Origin of the sequence: Methylohalobius crimeensis 10Ki, from assembly GCF_000421465.1 — a bacterium.
In the GTDB taxonomy this organism is placed as follows: Bacteria; Pseudomonadota; Gammaproteobacteria; order Methylococcales; family Methylothermaceae; genus Methylohalobius; species Methylohalobius crimeensis.
On sequence record NZ_ATXB01000001.1, the window covers coordinates 1,269,137 to 1,286,638 of the forward strand.

Below are 17,502 nucleotides of genomic sequence, written 5' to 3' on the forward strand. Positions count from 1 at the left end.
GATGCCCCACTTCACCCTCGACGGCCGGACCATTCCCTTCGAGCCGGGCCAGACCCTCATGGAGGCCGCCATGGCGGCCGGGGTCTACATTCCCCACCTCTGTTATCATCCGGATTTCGAGCCCCACGGAAGCTGCAAGCTGTGTTCGGTGGAGGTCAACGGGCGCATCTGTTCGGCCTGCACCTTTCCCGCGGCGGAGAATCAAGAGGTGATCTCGGCCAGCGAGGAAGTCCGTCATCTGCGCCTGCGCCTGACCCAGATGCTGTTCGTGGAGGGCAATCATCTGTGTCCTTCGTGCGAAGCGAGCGGCAGCTGCGAGCTGCAGGCGACCGGGTATTATCTGGGGATGACCGACGGCCACTTTTCCCACTTCTTTCCCCGCCGCGAAATCGACGCCTCCCATCCGGAAGTGCTGCTGGATCGCGACCGCTGCATCTTCTGCGCGTTATGCGTGCGCGCCAGCCGGGACGAGGGCAAGAACGTATTCGCCTTGTCCGGGCGCGGCATCCATACCCGCTTGGTGGTCAATTCTCCTTCCGGCAAGCTGGGGGATACCGATTTGGAAGCCACCGACCGCGCCGCCCATATCTGCCCGGTGGGGGCGATTCTGGTCCGGGGAACCGCCTTTCGGGCGCCTATCGGGGAGCGCAAATACGATCATCGGACCATCGCCCAAGTAGCCTTGGAGGAAGAACGGCCTTTAGTGGGGAGGCAGCATGGGCAAGCCGAAGATTAGAATCGCCACCACCTCCCTGGCCGGATGTTTCGGCTGCCACATGTCGTTCCTGGACATCGACGAGCGGCTCCTGGATCTGGTGGAGATCGCCGAGCTGGACCGGTCTCCCTTGACCGACATCAAGCATTGCACCGATTGCGACATCGCCATTGTCGAGGGTGGAGTGTGCAATTCGGAAAACGTCCACGTGCTGCGGGAGCTCAGGCGCGCCTGCAAAAAGCTGGTTTCCATCGGCGCCTGCGCCATCAACGGCGGCATTCCCGCCTTGCGCAACCGCTACGACCTGGGGGATTGCCTGGAAGAGGCTTTCATCACCGGCATCGGCGTCACCGATCCCCAAGTACCCGGCGACCCGGAACTGCCGCTGCTGCTGGATAAGGTCCACCCCATTCACGAAGTGGTGAAGGTGGATTATTTCATCCCCGGTTGTCCGCCCTCCGGCGACACCATCTGGGCCGTCTTGACCGACCTGATCGAAGGCCGCGAGCCGGTCTTGCCTTACGAGTTGACCCATTATGACTGAACAGCGCTATCGCCACCTGGAAACCGCTTCCGAGCCCGAGAATTTGCGCCGGGTGGCCATCGATCCGGTGACCCGGGTCGAGGGGCACGGCAAGGTGACCCTCCTTCTGGACGAGGATAACCGGGTCCGGCAGGCGCGCCTGCATATCGTGGAATTTCGGGGGTTCGAGAAATTCATCCAAGGCCGGCCCTATTGGGAAGTGCCGGTGCTGGTGCAAAGATTGTGCGGCATCTGTCCAGTCAGTCATTTGTTGGCCGGGGCCAAGGCGGTGGACCGTCTGGTGGGCGTCGATCGGCTCACTGCAAGCGCGGAAAAGCTGCGCCGCCTGCTCCATTACGGGCAGGTGCTGCAATCCCACGCCCTCCATTTTTTCCACCTGGCCTCGCCCGATCTCCTGTTCGGTTTCGATACCGAGGCCGAAAAACGCAATATCCTGGCGTTGCTGGAATCGGAATATCGCGACGTCGCCCTCAAGGGCATCAAGCTGCGCAAGTTCGGCCAGGAGGTAATCCGGGTGGTGATCGGCAAGCGCATCCACGGGGTGGGGCCGTTGCCGGGGGGGATGAACAAGCATTTGACGGAGGGAGATCGGCGTTACCTGGCGGGGGAGGTGGATCAGGTGATTGACTGGAGCCGGGAAGGCCTGGCGCTGATCCGCAAGCTGCATCTCGCCAATGCCGATTACCACCGGCGCTTTGCGGTGATCCGCTCGCATTTTGCGGGGCTGACCACGAACGACGGCGCGCTCGAGCTATACGACGGCAAGATAAGGGTGAAGAGCGCCGACGGCGGGATGCTGTTCGACGGGCTCAGCGATCAGGACTATCCCGATTATATCCACGAGAAGGTGAAATCCTGGAGCTACATGAAATTCCCCTATCTGGCCGAGCTGGGGCCGGAGGCCGGATGGTACCGGGTCGGTCCCTTGGCGCGCCTGAACATCTGCGATTTCATCGATACCCCCTTGGCGGAAGCGGCACGCCAAGACTTTATGACCCTCGACGACGGCCTGCCGGTGCAGGCATCCCTGGCCTATCATTGGGCACGAATGATCGAGATTCTCCACTGCGCCGAAAAGATCAAGGCGCTGTTGGCCGACTCCGATTTGTATCGAGGCGAATTGATGGCGGAAGGCGAATCGACCGACGAGGGCATCGGCGTGATCGAAGCCCCGCGCGGTCTGCTCATCCATCATTATCGCATCGATCCGGGCGGTCTGGTGGAAAAGGCCAATCTGATCGTCTCCACCACCCACAACAATACCGCCATGAACGAGAGCATCCGCCAGGTGGCGACCGAATACCTGGATGGCAACGAGCTAACCGAACCCTTGCTCAATCGGATTGAAATCGCCGTGCGCGCCTACGATCCCTGTTTGTCGTGCGCCACCCACGCGGTCGGGAAGATGCCGCTTCAGGTGGAGCTGGTGGATACCGGAGGCCGGGTACGCCAAGTGCTGACCAAGCACGCGGACGGGAAGGTCAGCGCCGATTGATGGGCGTTAAGGTCTTGGTGCTGGGCTACGGCAATCCGGGCCGCGGGGACGACGGGCTGGGACCGGCGTTGGTGGAACGGTTGGAAAGCCGGTTTGAAAGTGAAGGTCGGGGAACCCTGGTCAAGGGTCTTCGCGGCAAGGACGCCGCGATGAAGCGCCCACGGACGGGTTCACAGCGTCCCTTGACCAGGGTTCCCCGACCTTCTTTGGATGCTGATTCGATGGTTACCTGGCTGACCGCCATGCAGCTCCAGCCGGAGCACATTCTCGATATGGAGCAACATGACCTGACCCTTCTCGCCGATGCCGGGTGGGAGACGCCCGCGCCTTTCACCTTCGAAGCGGTGCAACCTTTGCGCGACAGCAGCTTCACCACCCATGCCCTGAGTCCGCAAACCTTGTTGGCCATCTATCGGGATACTCTGGGCGGATCTCTGCCGCCCACCTTTCTTCTCACTCTGCGGGGAGAGCGTTTCGGCCTGGGAGAAACGCTCAGTTCCGCCGCTGCCGGGCATCTGGATGCAGCCGCCGGATTCGTCGCCGAGCGGTTGTCGGAATCGGAAGCGAGTGCGTGGCGGGCTGCCTGCACCGGTGCTATCGAAGAAGCGAGCACTTCGCATGCATGAACTGTCATTGAGCGAAAATCTACGCGAGATCATCGAAACCGAAGCCGAGCATCAGAAATTCAGTCGAGTCGAAACCGTGCGCTTGGCGGTCGGGCAGTTGTCTTGCGTGGAACCGGAAGCACTCCGTTTCTGTTTCGATGAGGTCATGCGGGGCACTCTCGCCGAAGGCGCGCGGCTGGAAATCCTGCCGGTGCCGGGGTTGGGGCGGTGTCCCCGCTGCGATCGGACCGAGGCGATGTCCGAGCTGTATGACCTATGCCCGGCGTGCCAGATGCCTTTGACGGTGGAAAAGGGGCTGGAGATTCGACTTCGGGAACTGGAAGTTTGCTAATGCGCTGGTCTTGTCATCCAATCTTCATCCGACTGACATCTAATTTTAAGACCCATTTCACATTTCGTTTTTAACCTGGTCTCCGGATCGCCCGAGGGTGGTTCGGTTCCGATCAATAGGCATAAAAACGGAGTGTTATCATGAAAAAGTACCTCATCGGCATGGCAATCGCCGCCACCGTTTCGGCCCCGGTCTGGGCCGCCAACGACTTCGGCGCGCAAATGGAGAAATTGCTCCGTGCGCAGTCGCTCAAATATTTTGGCATCGTCAAACCGCTCACCGATTCGGCCGAAGGCAGCGTTCCTCGCGCGCCCGGACAAAAGGCTTCCGATTTGATCGAGCTGGCCCATGGGCTGAAGGCCGCCGTCTTGACCCGCGAAACCGCCAATAAGGCGGATATGTTCGCCTTTTGGCCTTCCGACGAAAATCCGACCCACACCATCTGGTGCATCGAAGGTGGCCGTGAGACCCTTTCCAACGATAAATACAATCCTTCCGTCCAAGCTATCGATTTGGCCACCGGTGCCGTGACCACTCTGGTGCGCGGCATGGATCGCTGCGACGGTATCCGCCGTACCGCCTGGGGAACCATTCTGGCCACCGAGGAGACCGGTGACGGCGGTGCCTATGAAATTTTGGATCCTTTGAACACCAATACAACCGTGTTGGATCGTGCCACCGGAGATGTGAGCGAGCCGGTCCATGTCGCCAAGCGCGCTGCCTTGCCGACCATGGCTTGGGAAGGCCTCACCGTGCTCGATTCGGGGGTGGTGATCGGCGGTGACGAGCTGCGTCCGGGCACCGGAGAAGACGATAAGGACGGCGGTGCCATCTTCAAGTTCGTACCGGCAAGTCCTTACACTGGCAATAATGCCATCCAGAACCTGGATGAATCGCCTTTGGCTTCCGGTAGCACTTATGCCATGCAGGTGAGCTGTCGGGATTCCCGCCAGCAGTATGGGCAAGGCTGTGAGATCGGCAACGCCGCCTGGATATCGATTTTGGCTGCCAATGCGCGCGACGATGCCGATAGGGTCGGTGCCACCGGTTATTACCGCCCCGAAGATCTGCACCAAGATCCGACCTACGAGGGGGAGGGCGTCCGTTTCTGCTGGACCAACACCGGCAATGAAGGCGCGAAGAACTACGCGGAGGTCGTCTGCGGCGTGGACAGCGAACCGCTTCTGGCTGACGCCGATACCCGCAGCGTCGTGGTCAACCGTTTCGTGGAAGGCGACACCGACTTCAATTCCTTCGACAACCTGGCCTTCCAACCCCATACCGGCAACCTTTACGTCATCGAGGACCATTCCAACGGCGACGTCTTTGCCTGCTTGCCCGACGGAGAAGATCGCGACATCAAAACCGACGGTTGCGTGAAGGTTCTGTCCGTCAAGGACCGGTCCGCCGAGCCCACCGGTTTCGGTTTCACCGCCGACGGCGAAACAGCCCTGCTGTCCATTCAACATTCCAACGACAGCCATTGCGGTGCGGGAACGGATTGCGCCGACGTGGATGGCTATGCCACCGACGATATCGTGGTCGTTACCGGCTTTCGGCACTTGAACCGTTTGTTTGGCGGGCGTGACGATCATCGCTTTGATCGCTGACATAAATCTGCATAGGTTTCCTTCGAGGAGCGTCATCGGCGTGTCTGAGGCAAATTTTTCGTCCTCTTTCAGACAGTGCCATCCTCGATCGACTTATCGATCGAGGGAATTGAAATGTTCGACAGGGATCTCATCCCCATTTTGGGGAGCTGTTTTCAGCTCCCTTTTTTTATGTGCATTCCTTTAGGAGTAATATCCATGCAAAGCTTCCAGAAATATCTGTTTTTAGGCAGCTTGGCCGCGTTATTCGCATCCATTGTTATTTCTCCCGGGGTGTATGCCGATTCGATGAAAGAGGAAGTGAGAAAGCGAATCCAGCGGATTCAGCTCGGTCCCCGGCCTTATTTCCTGGTCAACGATATGACCGAAGGGCCGCTCAAAGAAGCGCTTCAGCGCTGCGCCGACAGCAGGATGGTGTTCCGGAAATCCGACTTTTCCATCGGTCACCGCGGCGCCGCCTTGCAGTTTCCCGAGCACTCCAAGGAATCCTACGAAGCCGCCGCGCGGATGGGTGCCGGTATCGTGGAGTGCGATGTGACTTTCACTCAAGACAAGGAACTGGTGTGTCGTCATTCCCAATGCGATCTGCACACCACCACCAACATTCTGGAAACGCCGTTGGCGGCTAAGTGCTCGGTGCCGTTCCAACCGGCGATCATCGATCCCGGCACCGGTGAGCTGATGCAAGCGGCCACCGCCCAGTGCTGCACCAGCGATATCACTCTGGCCGAGTTCAAGACCCTCAAGGCCAAGATGGACGGTTTCGATCCGCGTGCGCAAACGGCGGCGGAATATCTGAAGGGCACCGCCGACTGGCGCACCGACCTTTACGGCTACGGGACGGTGATGACCCACAAGGAAAGCATTGAGTTATTCAAGCAACTGGGCGTCAAGTTTACCCCGGAACTCAAATCCCCCGAAGTCCCGATGCCGTTTAATGGCATGTCCCAGCAAGATTATGCCCGGAAGATGATTGACGAATATCGGGAAGCCGGCGTTCGGCCCCGGGATGTGTACGCCCAGTCATTCAATTTGGAAGACGTGCTGTATTGGGTCGATTACGAACCCGAATTCGGACGGCAGGCGGTTTTTCTGGACGGCCGGTACGACGATCCCGACTTCGACCATGCCGACCCGAGCACGTGGAAGCCGTCCATGGATGAATTGGCCGCCCAGGGGGTAAAAATCATCGCGCCGCCCATGTGGATGCTGTTGGCCTTGGATAACGGGGAAATCGTGCCCTCCGTCTACGCGCAAGAAGCCAAAGCCGCCGGGCTTCAAATCATCACCTGGACCTTCGAGCGCTCGGATTTGCGCAGCGGTGGGGAAGGTCAGTGGTATTACCAAACCATCGGTGAGGCGATCAAGAAGCAGGGCGATAAGTATCGGGTTTTGGATGTCCTGGCCAAAGACGTGGGCATTATCGGGATTTTTTCCGATTGGCCGGCCACGGTTACCTTCTATGCTAATTGCAAGGGATTGAAATAAATTTCTCCGGTTTCCCCGGGGCCAAGGACGGCCACCCCCTGTGGCTAAGGCCGGTTTGGAGGAGGTTTACGTCGTTCCTTAAAAAGACTGTGACCGCTTTGGCGCTTGGCCAGCTTCTTCACTTGCGAGGCGGTATCGGATAGATCCCGGTGCGACTCGTAGTCGCCGTGATTGACTTCGACAGCACCGACCGACAACGTGGGCAGGGGATGGAATACTTCATTACCCGAGCGATCTTCGGTCCAATAACCCCCGGCACTTTGGTGCCGCGGATGAAGGAGGGGTGTCAATCCCGCATCGAAGCGGGCAAAAAGTTGTTCGATGCGCTTTTGCCAGTTGCCGCTTTGCAGCAAAACGATGAAATCGTCGCCGCCGATGTGGCCGACTAGATCGCGGTGGCTGTCGGTGACCTCGGTCAATGCTTGGGCGAGGATCAAGATCAAATCGTCTCCCGCATGGTAACCGTAGGTATCGTTGAACGGCTTGAAGTGATCGATATCGATATAGCAGACGACGAAATCGGCTTCGTTGCCCAACAGCCGGTCCATATGGGTATAAATCGGTACGTTCCCGGGCAATTGGGTAAGCGGATTGGCGTAGCGGGCGGCGTTGATTTGGAGCTCGGTGATTCGGGTCATCAAACGTTGACCGCTGCAAACGCCGGCATAGCGGCCGTTTTCGGTCACGATCAGACCGAAAATTTCGCTATGCTCGCTGATCTGTGCCAGACGCAGACTGGCTTCTTGCAGCGGCGTGGCGGCATCCAGCATCAAGGGATTCGGATTCATGAAGAGCGTGCAAGGCTTGCGGCCGAACAGTTCGCGCCGATAGGGGCGAACCAGACCGTCGAGAAAGGTGTAGCGCCAAATGAGTCCGAGGGGATAACCGTCATCCACCACCGGCAATAAGCTCAGTTGCGGATCGCGTTCGAAGCGGTCGAGGACCAAATCGTTGCAGGCCCCGGGGGTCATCGGTTCGATTAAATCAATCAATTGGCCGATGGTCTGCCGGTGGGTTTCCGACAGTTTTCCGGGTTGAACGGAAATTTGACGTTGCGCCAAAAATGACCGGATTTTCTCGTGGGGGTTGATCGGCGGGTGAGGTTCGGGGCGGGCGATCAAGAAGCCTTGTGCGCATTGGATGCCTAAATCGCGTACCGCCAGAAAATCCTCGGGACGCTCGATGCCCTCGGCGATGACGGTGGTGGCACTGGTTTTGGCCATCAAGGTGATGGCGTGGACCAATTCGTATTTGAAGGGATCGTCGGCGAGCTGGTCGATGAAATGACGATCGATCTTGACGCAATCGGGATGGATTTCGGACCACAGTTTCAAATTGGCGAACCCTTCGCCTAAATCGTCGATCGCAAATTGAAAACCGTGAGAACGAAAACGGTCGAGTGCGTCGATAAGCTGATCGAAATCGTCGATTTGTTCATTTTCCGTCAGTTCGAATACGATCCTGCTGGGGTGCAGGTTCAATTCGGCGAGCAATTTGCTTGTATGTCCATTGCCTATTTGTTCATCGAGCAATCCAGAGGGGGATAAATTGACGAACAAGCTTCCCGATAGACGCGCTTCGGCAAAGCGGCGAAAAATGACTTCTATGCAGGCGCGCTCGAGGGGAAGGGTGAGCCCGTGCTCGCGGGCGCAATCGAACAAGGCCAGCGGGGCGTTGAGGGGGGTATCGGCGGGTCCTCTGATCAGGGCTTCGTAACCGGTGAAGGTGCGACTGCGAAGGTCCAGAATGGGTTGGAAAACCGCGTTTAACAGACCGGCGTCGAGGATGTCCTCCAACAGGCAGAATCTGGGATCTTGGCCGGCTTGCGTTGAATGGGGCATATTATTATGAATGATTTCCGACGTAGTGTACGTTGAGCGTTTGCGGGAAATGACATCGTAGTGCTTTGCGGTTACGAAAGAATGAATCCAGTGCTTGTGCGTTCCATCGTGGGTTCACGCAGTCAGGGACCGCGGTTGCAATGGCGAGACCTAAGGAAACATAGGTATGTATAACAAGGCCCGAACTCTGCGATTCGCATCGATCGCAATCGCGGTATTGGCATTATGTGTATTCGGCTATTTTTGGGTGAACCGGGCGGCCCTTCCGGAAATCACCGCTGCCGCAAAAAAAGTGGTGCGTGTGGGGGTATACCAAAATCCTCCCAAGATCTATTTCAACGACGCCGGTGAGCCGGCGGGACTGTTTATGGATTTGATCGAGGCAATCGCCCGCCGGGAAAATTGGCGGCTCGCATTCGTCTCTTGCAATTGGCGGGATTGTCTGGAGCGACTGGAAGCGGCCCGGATCGACCTCATGCCGGATGTGGCCCTTTCCGATCAACGCAGCCGCCGCTTCGACTTTCACCGCATCCCGGTCACCCACAGCTGGTCGGTCATTCTCACGCCGATGAGCGCCCCGGTGATTTCCCTGCCCAAACTCAATCGAAGTCGCATCGCCTTGTTGTCCGGCGCCATTCAAGCCAAGCCGCTCGATGCGATGATGACCGGCCACGGTTTGACCTATACGCCGGTCGGTTATCCCAGTTATGCGGAAGCCTTCGCAGCGGTCCGCGACGGCGAAGCCGACGCCGTGGTCAGCAACAGCTATTATGCCGGCTTCTATGGGCAGCGATACGGCTTGCGCGAAACGCCCATCGTATTCAATCCGGCGGCTTTGTTTTTCGCCACTTCCAAGGGCGATCCGCTGGGGCTGCTGCCGCGCATCGACGCCCATTTGGAATCCTGGCGATACGATGAGGATTCGGTGTATTACGCGGCCTTGAAGTCGGCCATGGTACCGGCCCAGGAACCGGTCGTTCCACCGACGCTGCGCCATCTGATGGTCGCTATCATCGGGATGCTGCTCATGCTTTTGTCCATGAGCGTCGTGTTGCGTTGGCAAGTCAAGCGGAGAACCGCCCAATTGCGGGAAACCGCCCATCGCCTCGATCACATGCTTTCCTCCAGCCCGGTGGTGCTTTACCAGTTGTCGATGGCCGACGGCCGTATCGATACGCGCTGGGTGAGCGACAACGTGGAGCGATTGTTCGGTTTCGGGGCCGAACGCTTCGTTGCGGATAATTGCTGGCCACGGCAACTCCATGCCGAGGACCGGGAAATGGTGCTGAACAACCTCGACGTGCTTTTTCAAGCCGGCCATCTCGTGCAGGAATACCGAATCCACGATGCCCGGGGAGAAGTTCGCTTCGTGCGCGACGAAATGCGCTTGCTGCCGGGAAAGACCGACCAGTTGGACGAAATCGTCGGTTCCTGGAACGATCTGACCGAATCCCACGAACAGGCGGCGCGGCTGAGTTTCCTCACCCATTACGATCCGCTGACCCGGCTTCCCAACCGCGCACTGCTGCGCGAACGCTTGATCCATGCCGTCTATCGAGCGCGCCGAGAGAACCGTGCTTTGGCCGTGTTGTATATCGATATCGATCGTTTCAAGACCATCAACGACAGTCTCGGCCATAATCTCGGCGATACGGTGCTCCGGGCCTTGGCGCACCGGCTGGAAAGTTTGCTACACTCGGGCGCCAACTTGGCGCGGGTCGGCGGCGACGGTTTCGTGCTGCTGATGGAAAACGACGTCGGGCGGACTACAGCCGAAGCGGTGGCCGAAAAGATCATGAATGCCTTGGTCGAGCCGATACAGCTGGGGAATCAGAAAGTGGCGCTGACCCTCAGCATCGGCATCAACCTGTTTCCCGGCGACAACGGCGACGCCGATACCTTCTTGCAGCACGCCGAAGCGGCGATGTACGAGGCCAAGCGCGCGGGGCGCAATATATACCGATTTTACTCCCCCTCCCTTTCGGTGGGAGTCGCCGAACGTTTGTCCCTGGAGAGCGCCCTACGCTTCGCGGTGAAAAACAAGGAATTGATCCTCCATTACCAGCCTCAGATCGACTTGAGCTCCAACCGCCTCGTCGGCGTGGAGGCTTTGGTGCGCTGGCAGCATCCGGAGCTCGGGTTGGTTTCCCCCGGGCGCTTCATCCCCCTCGCCGAGGAAATGGGCATCATCGGGAAGATAGGCGCTTGGGTACTGGAAGAAGCTTGTCGCCAGATGGTGGGGTGGCAGAAGGAGAAACACGCCATCGATCGCGTGGCGGTGAATTTGTCGGTACAACAGATCGACGGCGAAACCATCCTTCCCCTGGTCCGGCGAATTCTCGACGAGACCGGCCTGCGACCGGCCAGTCTGGAGCTGGAAGTGACCGAATCGATGATCATGCGCGAACCGGAAAAGGCGACTGCCGCCTTGCAAGGTTTTCGGGCCATGGGGATCGAACTCGCCATCGACGATTTCGGCACCGGCTATTCCAGCCTGAACTACCTCAAGCATCTGCCCATCAATCGTCTCAAGATCGATCAATCCTTCGTGCGCGATATAGGAGGCGACCCCAATAGCGAGGCGATCAGCCGCGCCATCATTGGGCTAGCGCGAAGCCTCGAGCTTGAAACCGTGGCCGAGGGGATCGAGCATCCGCATCAGCGCGATTTCCTGCGCCGGGAAGGATGTCTGATCGGGCAAGGGTATCTGTTCAGCCGGCCGGTCCCCGGTGACCAGATCATCGAGGATTATCGGATGGGAAAAGACCACTCGTCGACGCTTGGCTAGGAGTCGCGTCTCGGGTGATTCTTGCGCGGCGTTTCGACGGTTTCGCTCATTTATAATCGGCTCAGGTTCAGGAGGTTGTCATGGAAAGCACTTATCTGCAAGCACTGGGACTCATTCTAGGCATGGGAGCGGTGACATGGATCTATAGCTTGTTTCGGCGTGACGTCAGTATCGTCGATAGCCTGTGGTCTTTGATGTTTCTGGCCGCCGCAATACTCTATCTCAGCCGAAGTCCCACAGTGAATTTGCGCTCGGTGCTGGTTCTGTCGCTAATCGCTATTTGGGCCCTGCGTCTCTCGATTCACCTGACTCTCCGAAATTGGGGGCAGCCGGAGGATCGCCGCTACCGGGAAATCCGCCGCAACAATGAGCCCCACTTCGCTTTTAAAAGCCTCTATATTGTTTTCGGCCTGCAAGGGGTACTCGCCTGGATCATCTCCATTCCGCTGCTGTTCGCCTTGTACCCGGTAACTCATTTTCATTGGCTGGATGTGATCGCGGTCATTCTTTGGCTGGTGGGATTTGTTTTTGAAAGTGTGGCCGATTGGCAGTTGTTTCGATTTCAGAAAAACGAAGCCAATAAAGGTAAGGTACTCGATACCGGACTGTGGCGTTATACGCGCCATCCCAATTATTTTGGCGAATTTTGTATTTGGTGGGGCTATTATCTGCTGGCGGTGCCTGGGGATGGGTGGTGGACCATTTATGCACCGGCGCTGATGACGCTTTTGCTTCTCAAGGTGTCAGGGGTCGGGTTGATGGAAACGGAGATCACGCGAAGACGCCCGGCCTATCAGGCTTATCGGGAAACAACCAGTGCGTTTTTCCCTTCCCTGACCGAGGTATTTCGGACGAAAAAAGCCCATTAACGCATTAAGCCGGGCAAGAACAGGGCGATCTGCGGAAACATAATCAGCAGCACCGTGGAAAAGAGAAGCATGAGGATAAAGGGCGGGGTGCCTTGGATGATTTCCAGATAAGGTCGGCGAAAGATCGCCACCGCGGTGAAGATGTCGCAGCCGAACGGCGGGGTGGCGGAACCGATCGCCGCCTGCAGGGTCACGATGGTGCCCACCAGGACCGGATCGATGCCCGCGGCTTTGACCGCCGGCGCGAAGATGGGGGTCAGGATCAGGATGACCACGATGGGATCGACGAACATGCAGCCCACGAAAAAGGAAACGGCGATCAGCCCCAGGATGAAGTAGGGGCTGTCGGCGGCGTCGGCGATCACGTCTCCCAGCAATAATTCCGGAATTTGGGCGAAGGAGATCACCCAGGAAAAGGCCGAACCCGCCCCCACCAGGATGAACACCACCGCGGTGACCAAGCCGGTGGACAGGGCGATTTCGGGCATGTCTTTGAGTCCGACCTGTCGATAGATCCAGCTCTCCAGGATGAACGCATACAATACCGACACCGAGGCGGCTTCCGTGGGGCTGAAAAAGCCCGAGTAGATCCCGCCGATGATGATGACGGGAAAACCCATGGCGAGAAGGGCGCGCTTGAGCGCCCGCCGGCGTTCCGGCCAGCTGGCTTTGGGCTGGTGTTCGATGCCCTTTCGGACCGCCACCATGTAACAATAGATGGAAAACAGGAACAGGATCAACAGGCCCGGGCCGATGCCCGCGATAAACAGCTCGCTCACGGACGTGCCGGAGACCACGCCGTAGATGATCATGCCGATGGAGGGGGGGATCAGCAGGGCGATGTCGCTGGCGTTGATGATCAAAGCGATGGTGAATTTGTCCGAATAGCCGGCTTCCAGCAATTTGGGGCGCAGGGGTTTTCCCATCGCCACCACCGTGGCCTGGGTGGACCCCGATACCGCGCCGAAAAGGGTGCACGACACGGCCGTGGTCATGGGAAGGCCGCCTTTTAAATGACCGACGAATTTCGCCACCAGATCCAACAAACGATCCGCCGTGTGGCCCTTGATCATGATATCCGCGGCCAGGATGAACATGGGCACCGCCACCAGGACGCTTTGGGAGACGCCCCCGATCATCTGCTGGATGAGGATTTGGGCGTCGAGAAAGGGGAATTGGGTGAACATCAAGACCAGTGCGCCCACGATCAGGGGGACCATCATCGGATAGCCCATCAAAAGGAGCACGATCATGATGGCTGCGGTGATAGCCGCCATGGTGGAAGTGGCCATATCCATTGAACTACTCGTTTTTCTCGTCGGTAATGATGACTTCGGATAAAGCGTCGGCGGGCAATTCGTATTCGTCTTTATGATGCCAGGACAAATAATTCTCTTTGCTGATGAGATTGCGCACGCCGGCGAGCAGATATTGCGCCGAGCCCACGAACAGTCCCAGCGGGACCACGGCATAGGCGAGATAGAGGGGCAATTGCAAGGAAGGCATGATGCGACCGGTGGTGGCCAAATTGAGGACGTATTGGATGGCGAACCATCCCAGCATGAACAGGAGGATGCTCGTGGTGAAGCTGGTGATGATCAGCAGCGCTTTTCTTCCCCCTTGTGGCAGCAGGTCGTGGACCGCGGAGACGCGAATATGCCGGGCCATCCGGACGCCGTGGCCGACTCCGACGAAAGTAATGGCCACCAGAAGGATTTGGGCCAGTTCGTTGGCAAAGGAGAGGCTTTGCCCCATATTGCGCGCGATCACGTTGACGATGCTGACGATGGCGATGGCGAGAATCGCGCCGATCAGTACCGTGCGCTCGAAGTAGTCCAAAATCCGGTCGAGCCATTGAAAGGGTTGTCTGATGCGCTGACGCCATTGCTTGGAGCCGGCACCGGTGGTTTGCATCATGTGCGGAACCCCTTGATTTGTTCGTGTTATTCTGATGACTTGACTTAGTAGTCTATCGGTTATCCGGCGGCACTGCCAGGGGGGCTTTTATCCCCGAGCCGCAAGAATTCGTCAGGAGGGGAGAGCGTTATGCGAGGATCGTTGCGTTGCTTGGCTGTTTTTTGGATCTGCGTGATCGTCCTGATCGGCGGTTGTTCGAAGTCCTCGGAGGAGGCGTCTGAAGCGATCACTTGGCGTATCGCGCTGGAAGAGGTGGAGGGCAGCGTACAGGATGCCTACGCCCGGGAATTCAAAAAAAGGATGGCGGAACGCTCCAAGGGGCGCATCCATGTGGAAATCTATCCTTATGGGACCCTGGGAACGTCGCCGCAATTGACCGAACTGGTGCAAGCCGGCGCGCTGGATCTGACCTTCGCTTCACCGGGGCATCTGGCCTCGGTGATCCCGGAAGTGGGCGTGTTCACCCTGCATTTCGTGTTCTCCGATGACAATCAGATCAACAAGCAAGTCCTCGCCAGCGAACCGGTGCGGGAAATTTTGTCTTCCGCCTACCAAGAGCAGGGCCTGGAGTTGATCGGCATCGTCCCGGAAGGCTGGATGGCGTGGACGGCAGATAAAGCGTTGACGTCTCCCGCGGATTTTGAAGGGCTCAAGATCCGTACCATGACCTCTCCCATTCTCATCAAAACTTACGAAGCCTACGGCGCCAACCCGACCCCCTTGCCTTACTCCGAAGTATACAGCGGTCTTCAGTTGGGTCAGATCGACGGCCAAGTCAATCCCATTTTCGCCATCGAGGAGATGAGTTTCTACGAAGAACAGGATGTGATGACCTTGGCGCGTCACGCCCAGTTCGTGTCCACCCTCGTGGCGAGCAGCCAATGGTACGCCAGCCTCCCGCCCGAGCAGCTGGCATGGTTTAACGGCGTGGTGGCCGATATGGTGGATTGGATCTACCAAAAGCAGGAAACGTTTAACCAAAAACGCTTGAATATCATCAAACAAGCGGGCGGTACCGAAGTGGTGGAGCTCACCGATACCCAACGCGAAGCTTTCCGCCAGGCGAGCATGGGCGTTCGGCAAGTGTATATCGAGCAGGCGGGCGCGCGGGGGGAAAAACTGCTCGATGCTATCCGAGCTCAGATCGAAAACCACGAAGCCGAGTCGCGAATCGAGCCCATGACGGAATCACGCCTATCCACAAACCGATGAACGACAGGCCGCTCATTCGAAATTCGACTTTGTTGGTTGCCTTATTGTCGTTGAGCTTATCCGTCTCTTCCACGGCGGCGGAAACGGGTAGGATGTCAGGCATGACCGCCGCCCATAATGCGGCGCGAGCCGAGGTGGGTGTTCCTCCTTTGAAATGGTCGGATGCTTTGGCCGCTTATGCCCAACAGTGGGCGGATCATCTGGCACGTCGCAACGGCTGCAAGCTTAAACATCGCTCGAATGGCAAGTATGGCGAAAATCTCTACTGGTCCAGCGCGGTGCGATGGTCGGATGGGAGAAGAGAACTGAAGGCGCTGACCGCTTCGCGGGTGGTCGCCCAGTGGGTGTCGGAAAAACAGGATTACGACTATGCCGGCAATCGCTGTTCAGGCGCCATGTGCGGTCATTACACGCAAATTGTATGGCGCGATACGCGCAGGTTGGGTTGCGGCATGGCGGTTTGTCCCAGCCGGGGACAGATCTGGGTATGCAATTACGATCCGCCCGGTAATTATGTGGGCCAGCGGCCCTGGTAGAGGTCTGCCCTTATTTCCGAATGTGCGCAAAAGCGTCCAGCGCTTGCTTGCGGCTGGCTTTGAGGTCGACGATGGGAAGGGGATAATCGTCCCCGAGACGGATGCCCGCAGATTTCAGAGCGGTTTCTTTGGTTTCCCAAGGGGCATGAATGGAAGGGGCCGGAAGCTTGGCCAACTCCGGTACCCAACGCCGGACGTAGTTGCCCTCGGGATCGCATTTGCGCCCCTGCAGGACGGGATTGAAAATTCGAAAATAGGGGGCGGCGTCGGCGCCGCAGCCGGCGACCCACTGCCAATTCTGGCTGTTGTTGGCCAAATCCGCGTCCACCAAGGTGTCCCAGAACCAGCGCGCCCCTTCCTGCCAGGGGATGAGCAGGTTCTTGACCAGAAACGAGGCGACCACCATCCGCACCCGATTGTGCATCCAGCCGGTGCGCCACAGCTGGCGCATCCCGGCATCCACCAGCGGAATACCGGTTTGCCCCCGCCGCCAAGCCTCGAATCGGTCGGCATGGTCATTGGCCCGGGGAAAGCGCTCGAAACGAGCATCGAGGGGCGTATCGGGCAGAGAGGGAAAGTGACAAAGAAGGGCATGGGAAAATTCCCGCCAGCCCAGTTCGCGCAGAAACGCCGCCGCCGCCCCCGAGCCGGGTGGTGTTGCCGCTTGCGCCTCGGCGGCCACCCGCTGAGGGCTGATTTCGCCGAAATGAAGGTGCGGCGACAGCCGGGAGGTCAAGGCCAGATCGGGCCGGTCGCGTCCTTTTGAATAGTCGGGCAAGGCATGGTCCACGAACGCCGTCAGAGCGTTCCCGGCGCCTGCCTCGCCGGGCTGCCAGCAAGCGGCGATGGAAGCATACCAAGGGGTTTTCGGGAGCAGTTTCAATGCTTCCAAGGATAGGGAGGAGATCCCGTCCGGAATGGGCGGCAAGCGATTCGGGGCCGGCCTTGCGGAGGCGGGGAGCCCCGATTTCAAACAGTTTTTCCAAAAGGGGGTGAACACACGGTAAGGGGTTCCGTCCTCTTTGACTGTCGTCTCCGGCGGATACAACAAGGCGGATTCCTTTTCCTCCACCGCGATTCCCGCCTCGCGCAGCGCCGTTTCCACCGTTCGGTCCCGCTTCCGGGCCGCCGGTTCGATCAAACGATTCCAGAATACGGTTTTAGCACCGGTTTCCCGGCACAAAGCCGGCAATGTCCGGCGGCTCGGTCCCCGCCGCAATATCAATCGAGCTCCCTTTTGACGCAGCGACGCGTCCAAGGCCTCGAGGCTCTCGTGCAGCCACCAGCGCGAAGCGCTTCCCGGTGCCCACGGGGCTTCTTCCTCGGGGGCATGAATGTATATCGGCAAGACGGTGCGGTAATCGGCCAGAGCTGCGTGGAGAGCGGGATTGTCGGCAAGTCGCAGGTCGCGTCGGAACCATATCAGGGCGGTTGGGTTGTTTGTCATCTTCAATCCGTCATTGATTGAGTGAAATATGAGTCCATCCGCGATAAGAAGCTTTCCGGTTCGAGATTTTTCCGTGCGATGCG

At 58.4% G+C, this 17,502-nt stretch carries 15 protein-coding genes; 11 read left to right on the forward strand and 4 right to left on the reverse strand.

Annotation, left to right across the window (positions count from 1 at the left end; all coding sequences use genetic code 11):
• The first annotated feature begins 1 nt into the window (after position 1).
• The 7 genes from H035_RS0106435 (at position 2) to H035_RS0106465 (ending at position 6,809) form a co-directional block, all read left to right on the forward strand.
• A complete protein-coding gene (locus tag H035_RS0106435) occupies positions 2–736 on the forward strand; it encodes a 2Fe-2S iron-sulfur cluster-binding protein (RefSeq protein WP_022948168.1) in 735 nt (244 codons plus the stop codon).
• Positions 717–1,259 carry an NADH-quinone oxidoreductase subunit B family protein gene (locus H035_RS0106440; RefSeq protein ID WP_022948169.1) on the forward strand — a complete coding sequence of 181 codons (543 nt, stop codon included), beginning with the start codon at positions 717–719 and terminating at the stop codon, positions 1,257–1,259. Before H035_RS0106435 ends, H035_RS0106440 begins: the two co-directional genes overlap by 20 nt.
• Complete coding sequence (locus tag H035_RS0106445; protein WP_022948170.1) at positions 1,252–2,754, forward strand: Ni/Fe hydrogenase subunit alpha; 1,503 nt, start codon at positions 1,252–1,254, stop codon at positions 2,752–2,754. The genes H035_RS0106440 and H035_RS0106445 overlap by 8 nt, the downstream gene beginning before the upstream one ends.
• Positions 2,754–3,380, forward strand: coding sequence for a homospermidine synthase (locus tag H035_RS22165; protein ID WP_022948171.1), 627 nt, complete (start codon positions 2,754–2,756; stop codon positions 3,378–3,380). Before H035_RS0106445 ends, H035_RS22165 begins: the two co-directional genes overlap by 1 nt.
• Entirely contained in the window at positions 3,373–3,711 is a 339-nt protein-coding gene (gene hypA / locus H035_RS0106455) for a hydrogenase maturation nickel metallochaperone HypA (protein WP_022948172.1), read from the forward strand. Before H035_RS22165 ends, hypA begins: the two co-directional genes overlap by 8 nt.
• A gap of 140 nt (positions 3,712–3,851) precedes the next feature.
• On the forward strand, positions 3,852–5,321 hold the full coding sequence (locus tag H035_RS0106460; RefSeq protein WP_022948173.1) for an alkaline phosphatase PhoX: 1,470 nt from the start codon (positions 3,852–3,854) through the stop codon (positions 5,319–5,321).
• 198 nt (positions 5,322–5,519) lie between these two features.
• Positions 5,520–6,809 carry a glycerophosphodiester phosphodiesterase family protein gene (locus tag H035_RS0106465; RefSeq protein WP_022948174.1) on the forward strand — a complete coding sequence of 430 codons (1,290 nt, stop codon included), beginning with the start codon at positions 5,520–5,522 and terminating at the stop codon, positions 6,807–6,809.
• A gap of 44 nt (positions 6,810–6,853) precedes the next feature.
• Here the strand turns inward: H035_RS0106465 and H035_RS18515 are convergent, their stop codons facing one another.
• Positions 6,854–8,650, reverse strand: a complete 1,797-nt coding sequence (locus tag H035_RS18515; protein ID WP_022948175.1) for a GGDEF domain-containing protein — start codon at positions 8,648–8,650, stop codon at positions 6,854–6,856.
• Between the two features lie 166 nt (positions 8,651–8,816).
• Here H035_RS18515 and H035_RS18520 point away from each other — a divergent pair, with 166 nt between their 5' ends.
• Positions 8,817–11,438: an EAL domain-containing protein gene (locus H035_RS18520; protein WP_022948176.1), complete on the forward strand. Its 2,622-nt coding sequence runs from the start codon at positions 8,817–8,819 to the stop codon at positions 11,436–11,438.
• Between the two features lie 80 nt (positions 11,439–11,518).
• Complete coding sequence (locus tag H035_RS18525) at positions 11,519–12,307, forward strand: DUF1295 domain-containing protein (RefSeq protein WP_022948177.1); 789 nt, start codon at positions 11,519–11,521, stop codon at positions 12,305–12,307.
• Here H035_RS18525 and H035_RS0106485 read toward each other — a convergent pair.
• The gene (locus H035_RS0106485; RefSeq protein WP_235044549.1) at positions 12,304–13,599 is read right to left on the reverse strand and encodes a TRAP transporter large permease; all 1,296 of its coding nucleotides are present in this window, start codon (positions 13,597–13,599) and stop codon (positions 12,304–12,306) included. The two genes, H035_RS18525 and H035_RS0106485, sit on opposite strands and share 4 nt — an antisense overlap.
• A gap of 10 nt (positions 13,600–13,609) precedes the next feature.
• Positions 13,610–14,224 carry a TRAP transporter small permease gene (locus H035_RS18530; RefSeq protein WP_022948179.1) on the reverse strand — a complete coding sequence of 205 codons (615 nt, stop codon included), beginning with the start codon at positions 14,222–14,224 and terminating at the stop codon, positions 13,610–13,612.
• A 129-nt stretch (positions 14,225–14,353) separates the two neighbouring features.
• Between H035_RS18530 and H035_RS18535 the strand changes: the two genes are divergently transcribed.
• Positions 14,354–15,436: a TRAP transporter substrate-binding protein gene (locus tag H035_RS18535; RefSeq protein WP_022948180.1), complete on the forward strand. Its 1,083-nt coding sequence runs from the start codon at positions 14,354–14,356 to the stop codon at positions 15,434–15,436.
• Positions 15,437–15,537: 101 nt separating this feature from the next.
• Entirely contained in the window at positions 15,538–15,972 is a 435-nt protein-coding gene (locus H035_RS0106500; protein ID WP_051149750.1) for a pathogenesis-related family 1 protein, read from the forward strand.
• A 10-nt stretch (positions 15,973–15,982) separates the two neighbouring features.
• Here H035_RS0106500 and H035_RS0106505 read toward each other — a convergent pair whose 3' ends face one another.
• Positions 15,983–17,419 carry a cryptochrome/photolyase family protein gene (locus H035_RS0106505; protein WP_022948182.1) on the reverse strand — a complete coding sequence of 479 codons (1,437 nt, stop codon included), beginning with the start codon at positions 17,417–17,419 and terminating at the stop codon, positions 15,983–15,985.
• Positions 17,420–17,502 lie beyond the last annotated feature (83 nt).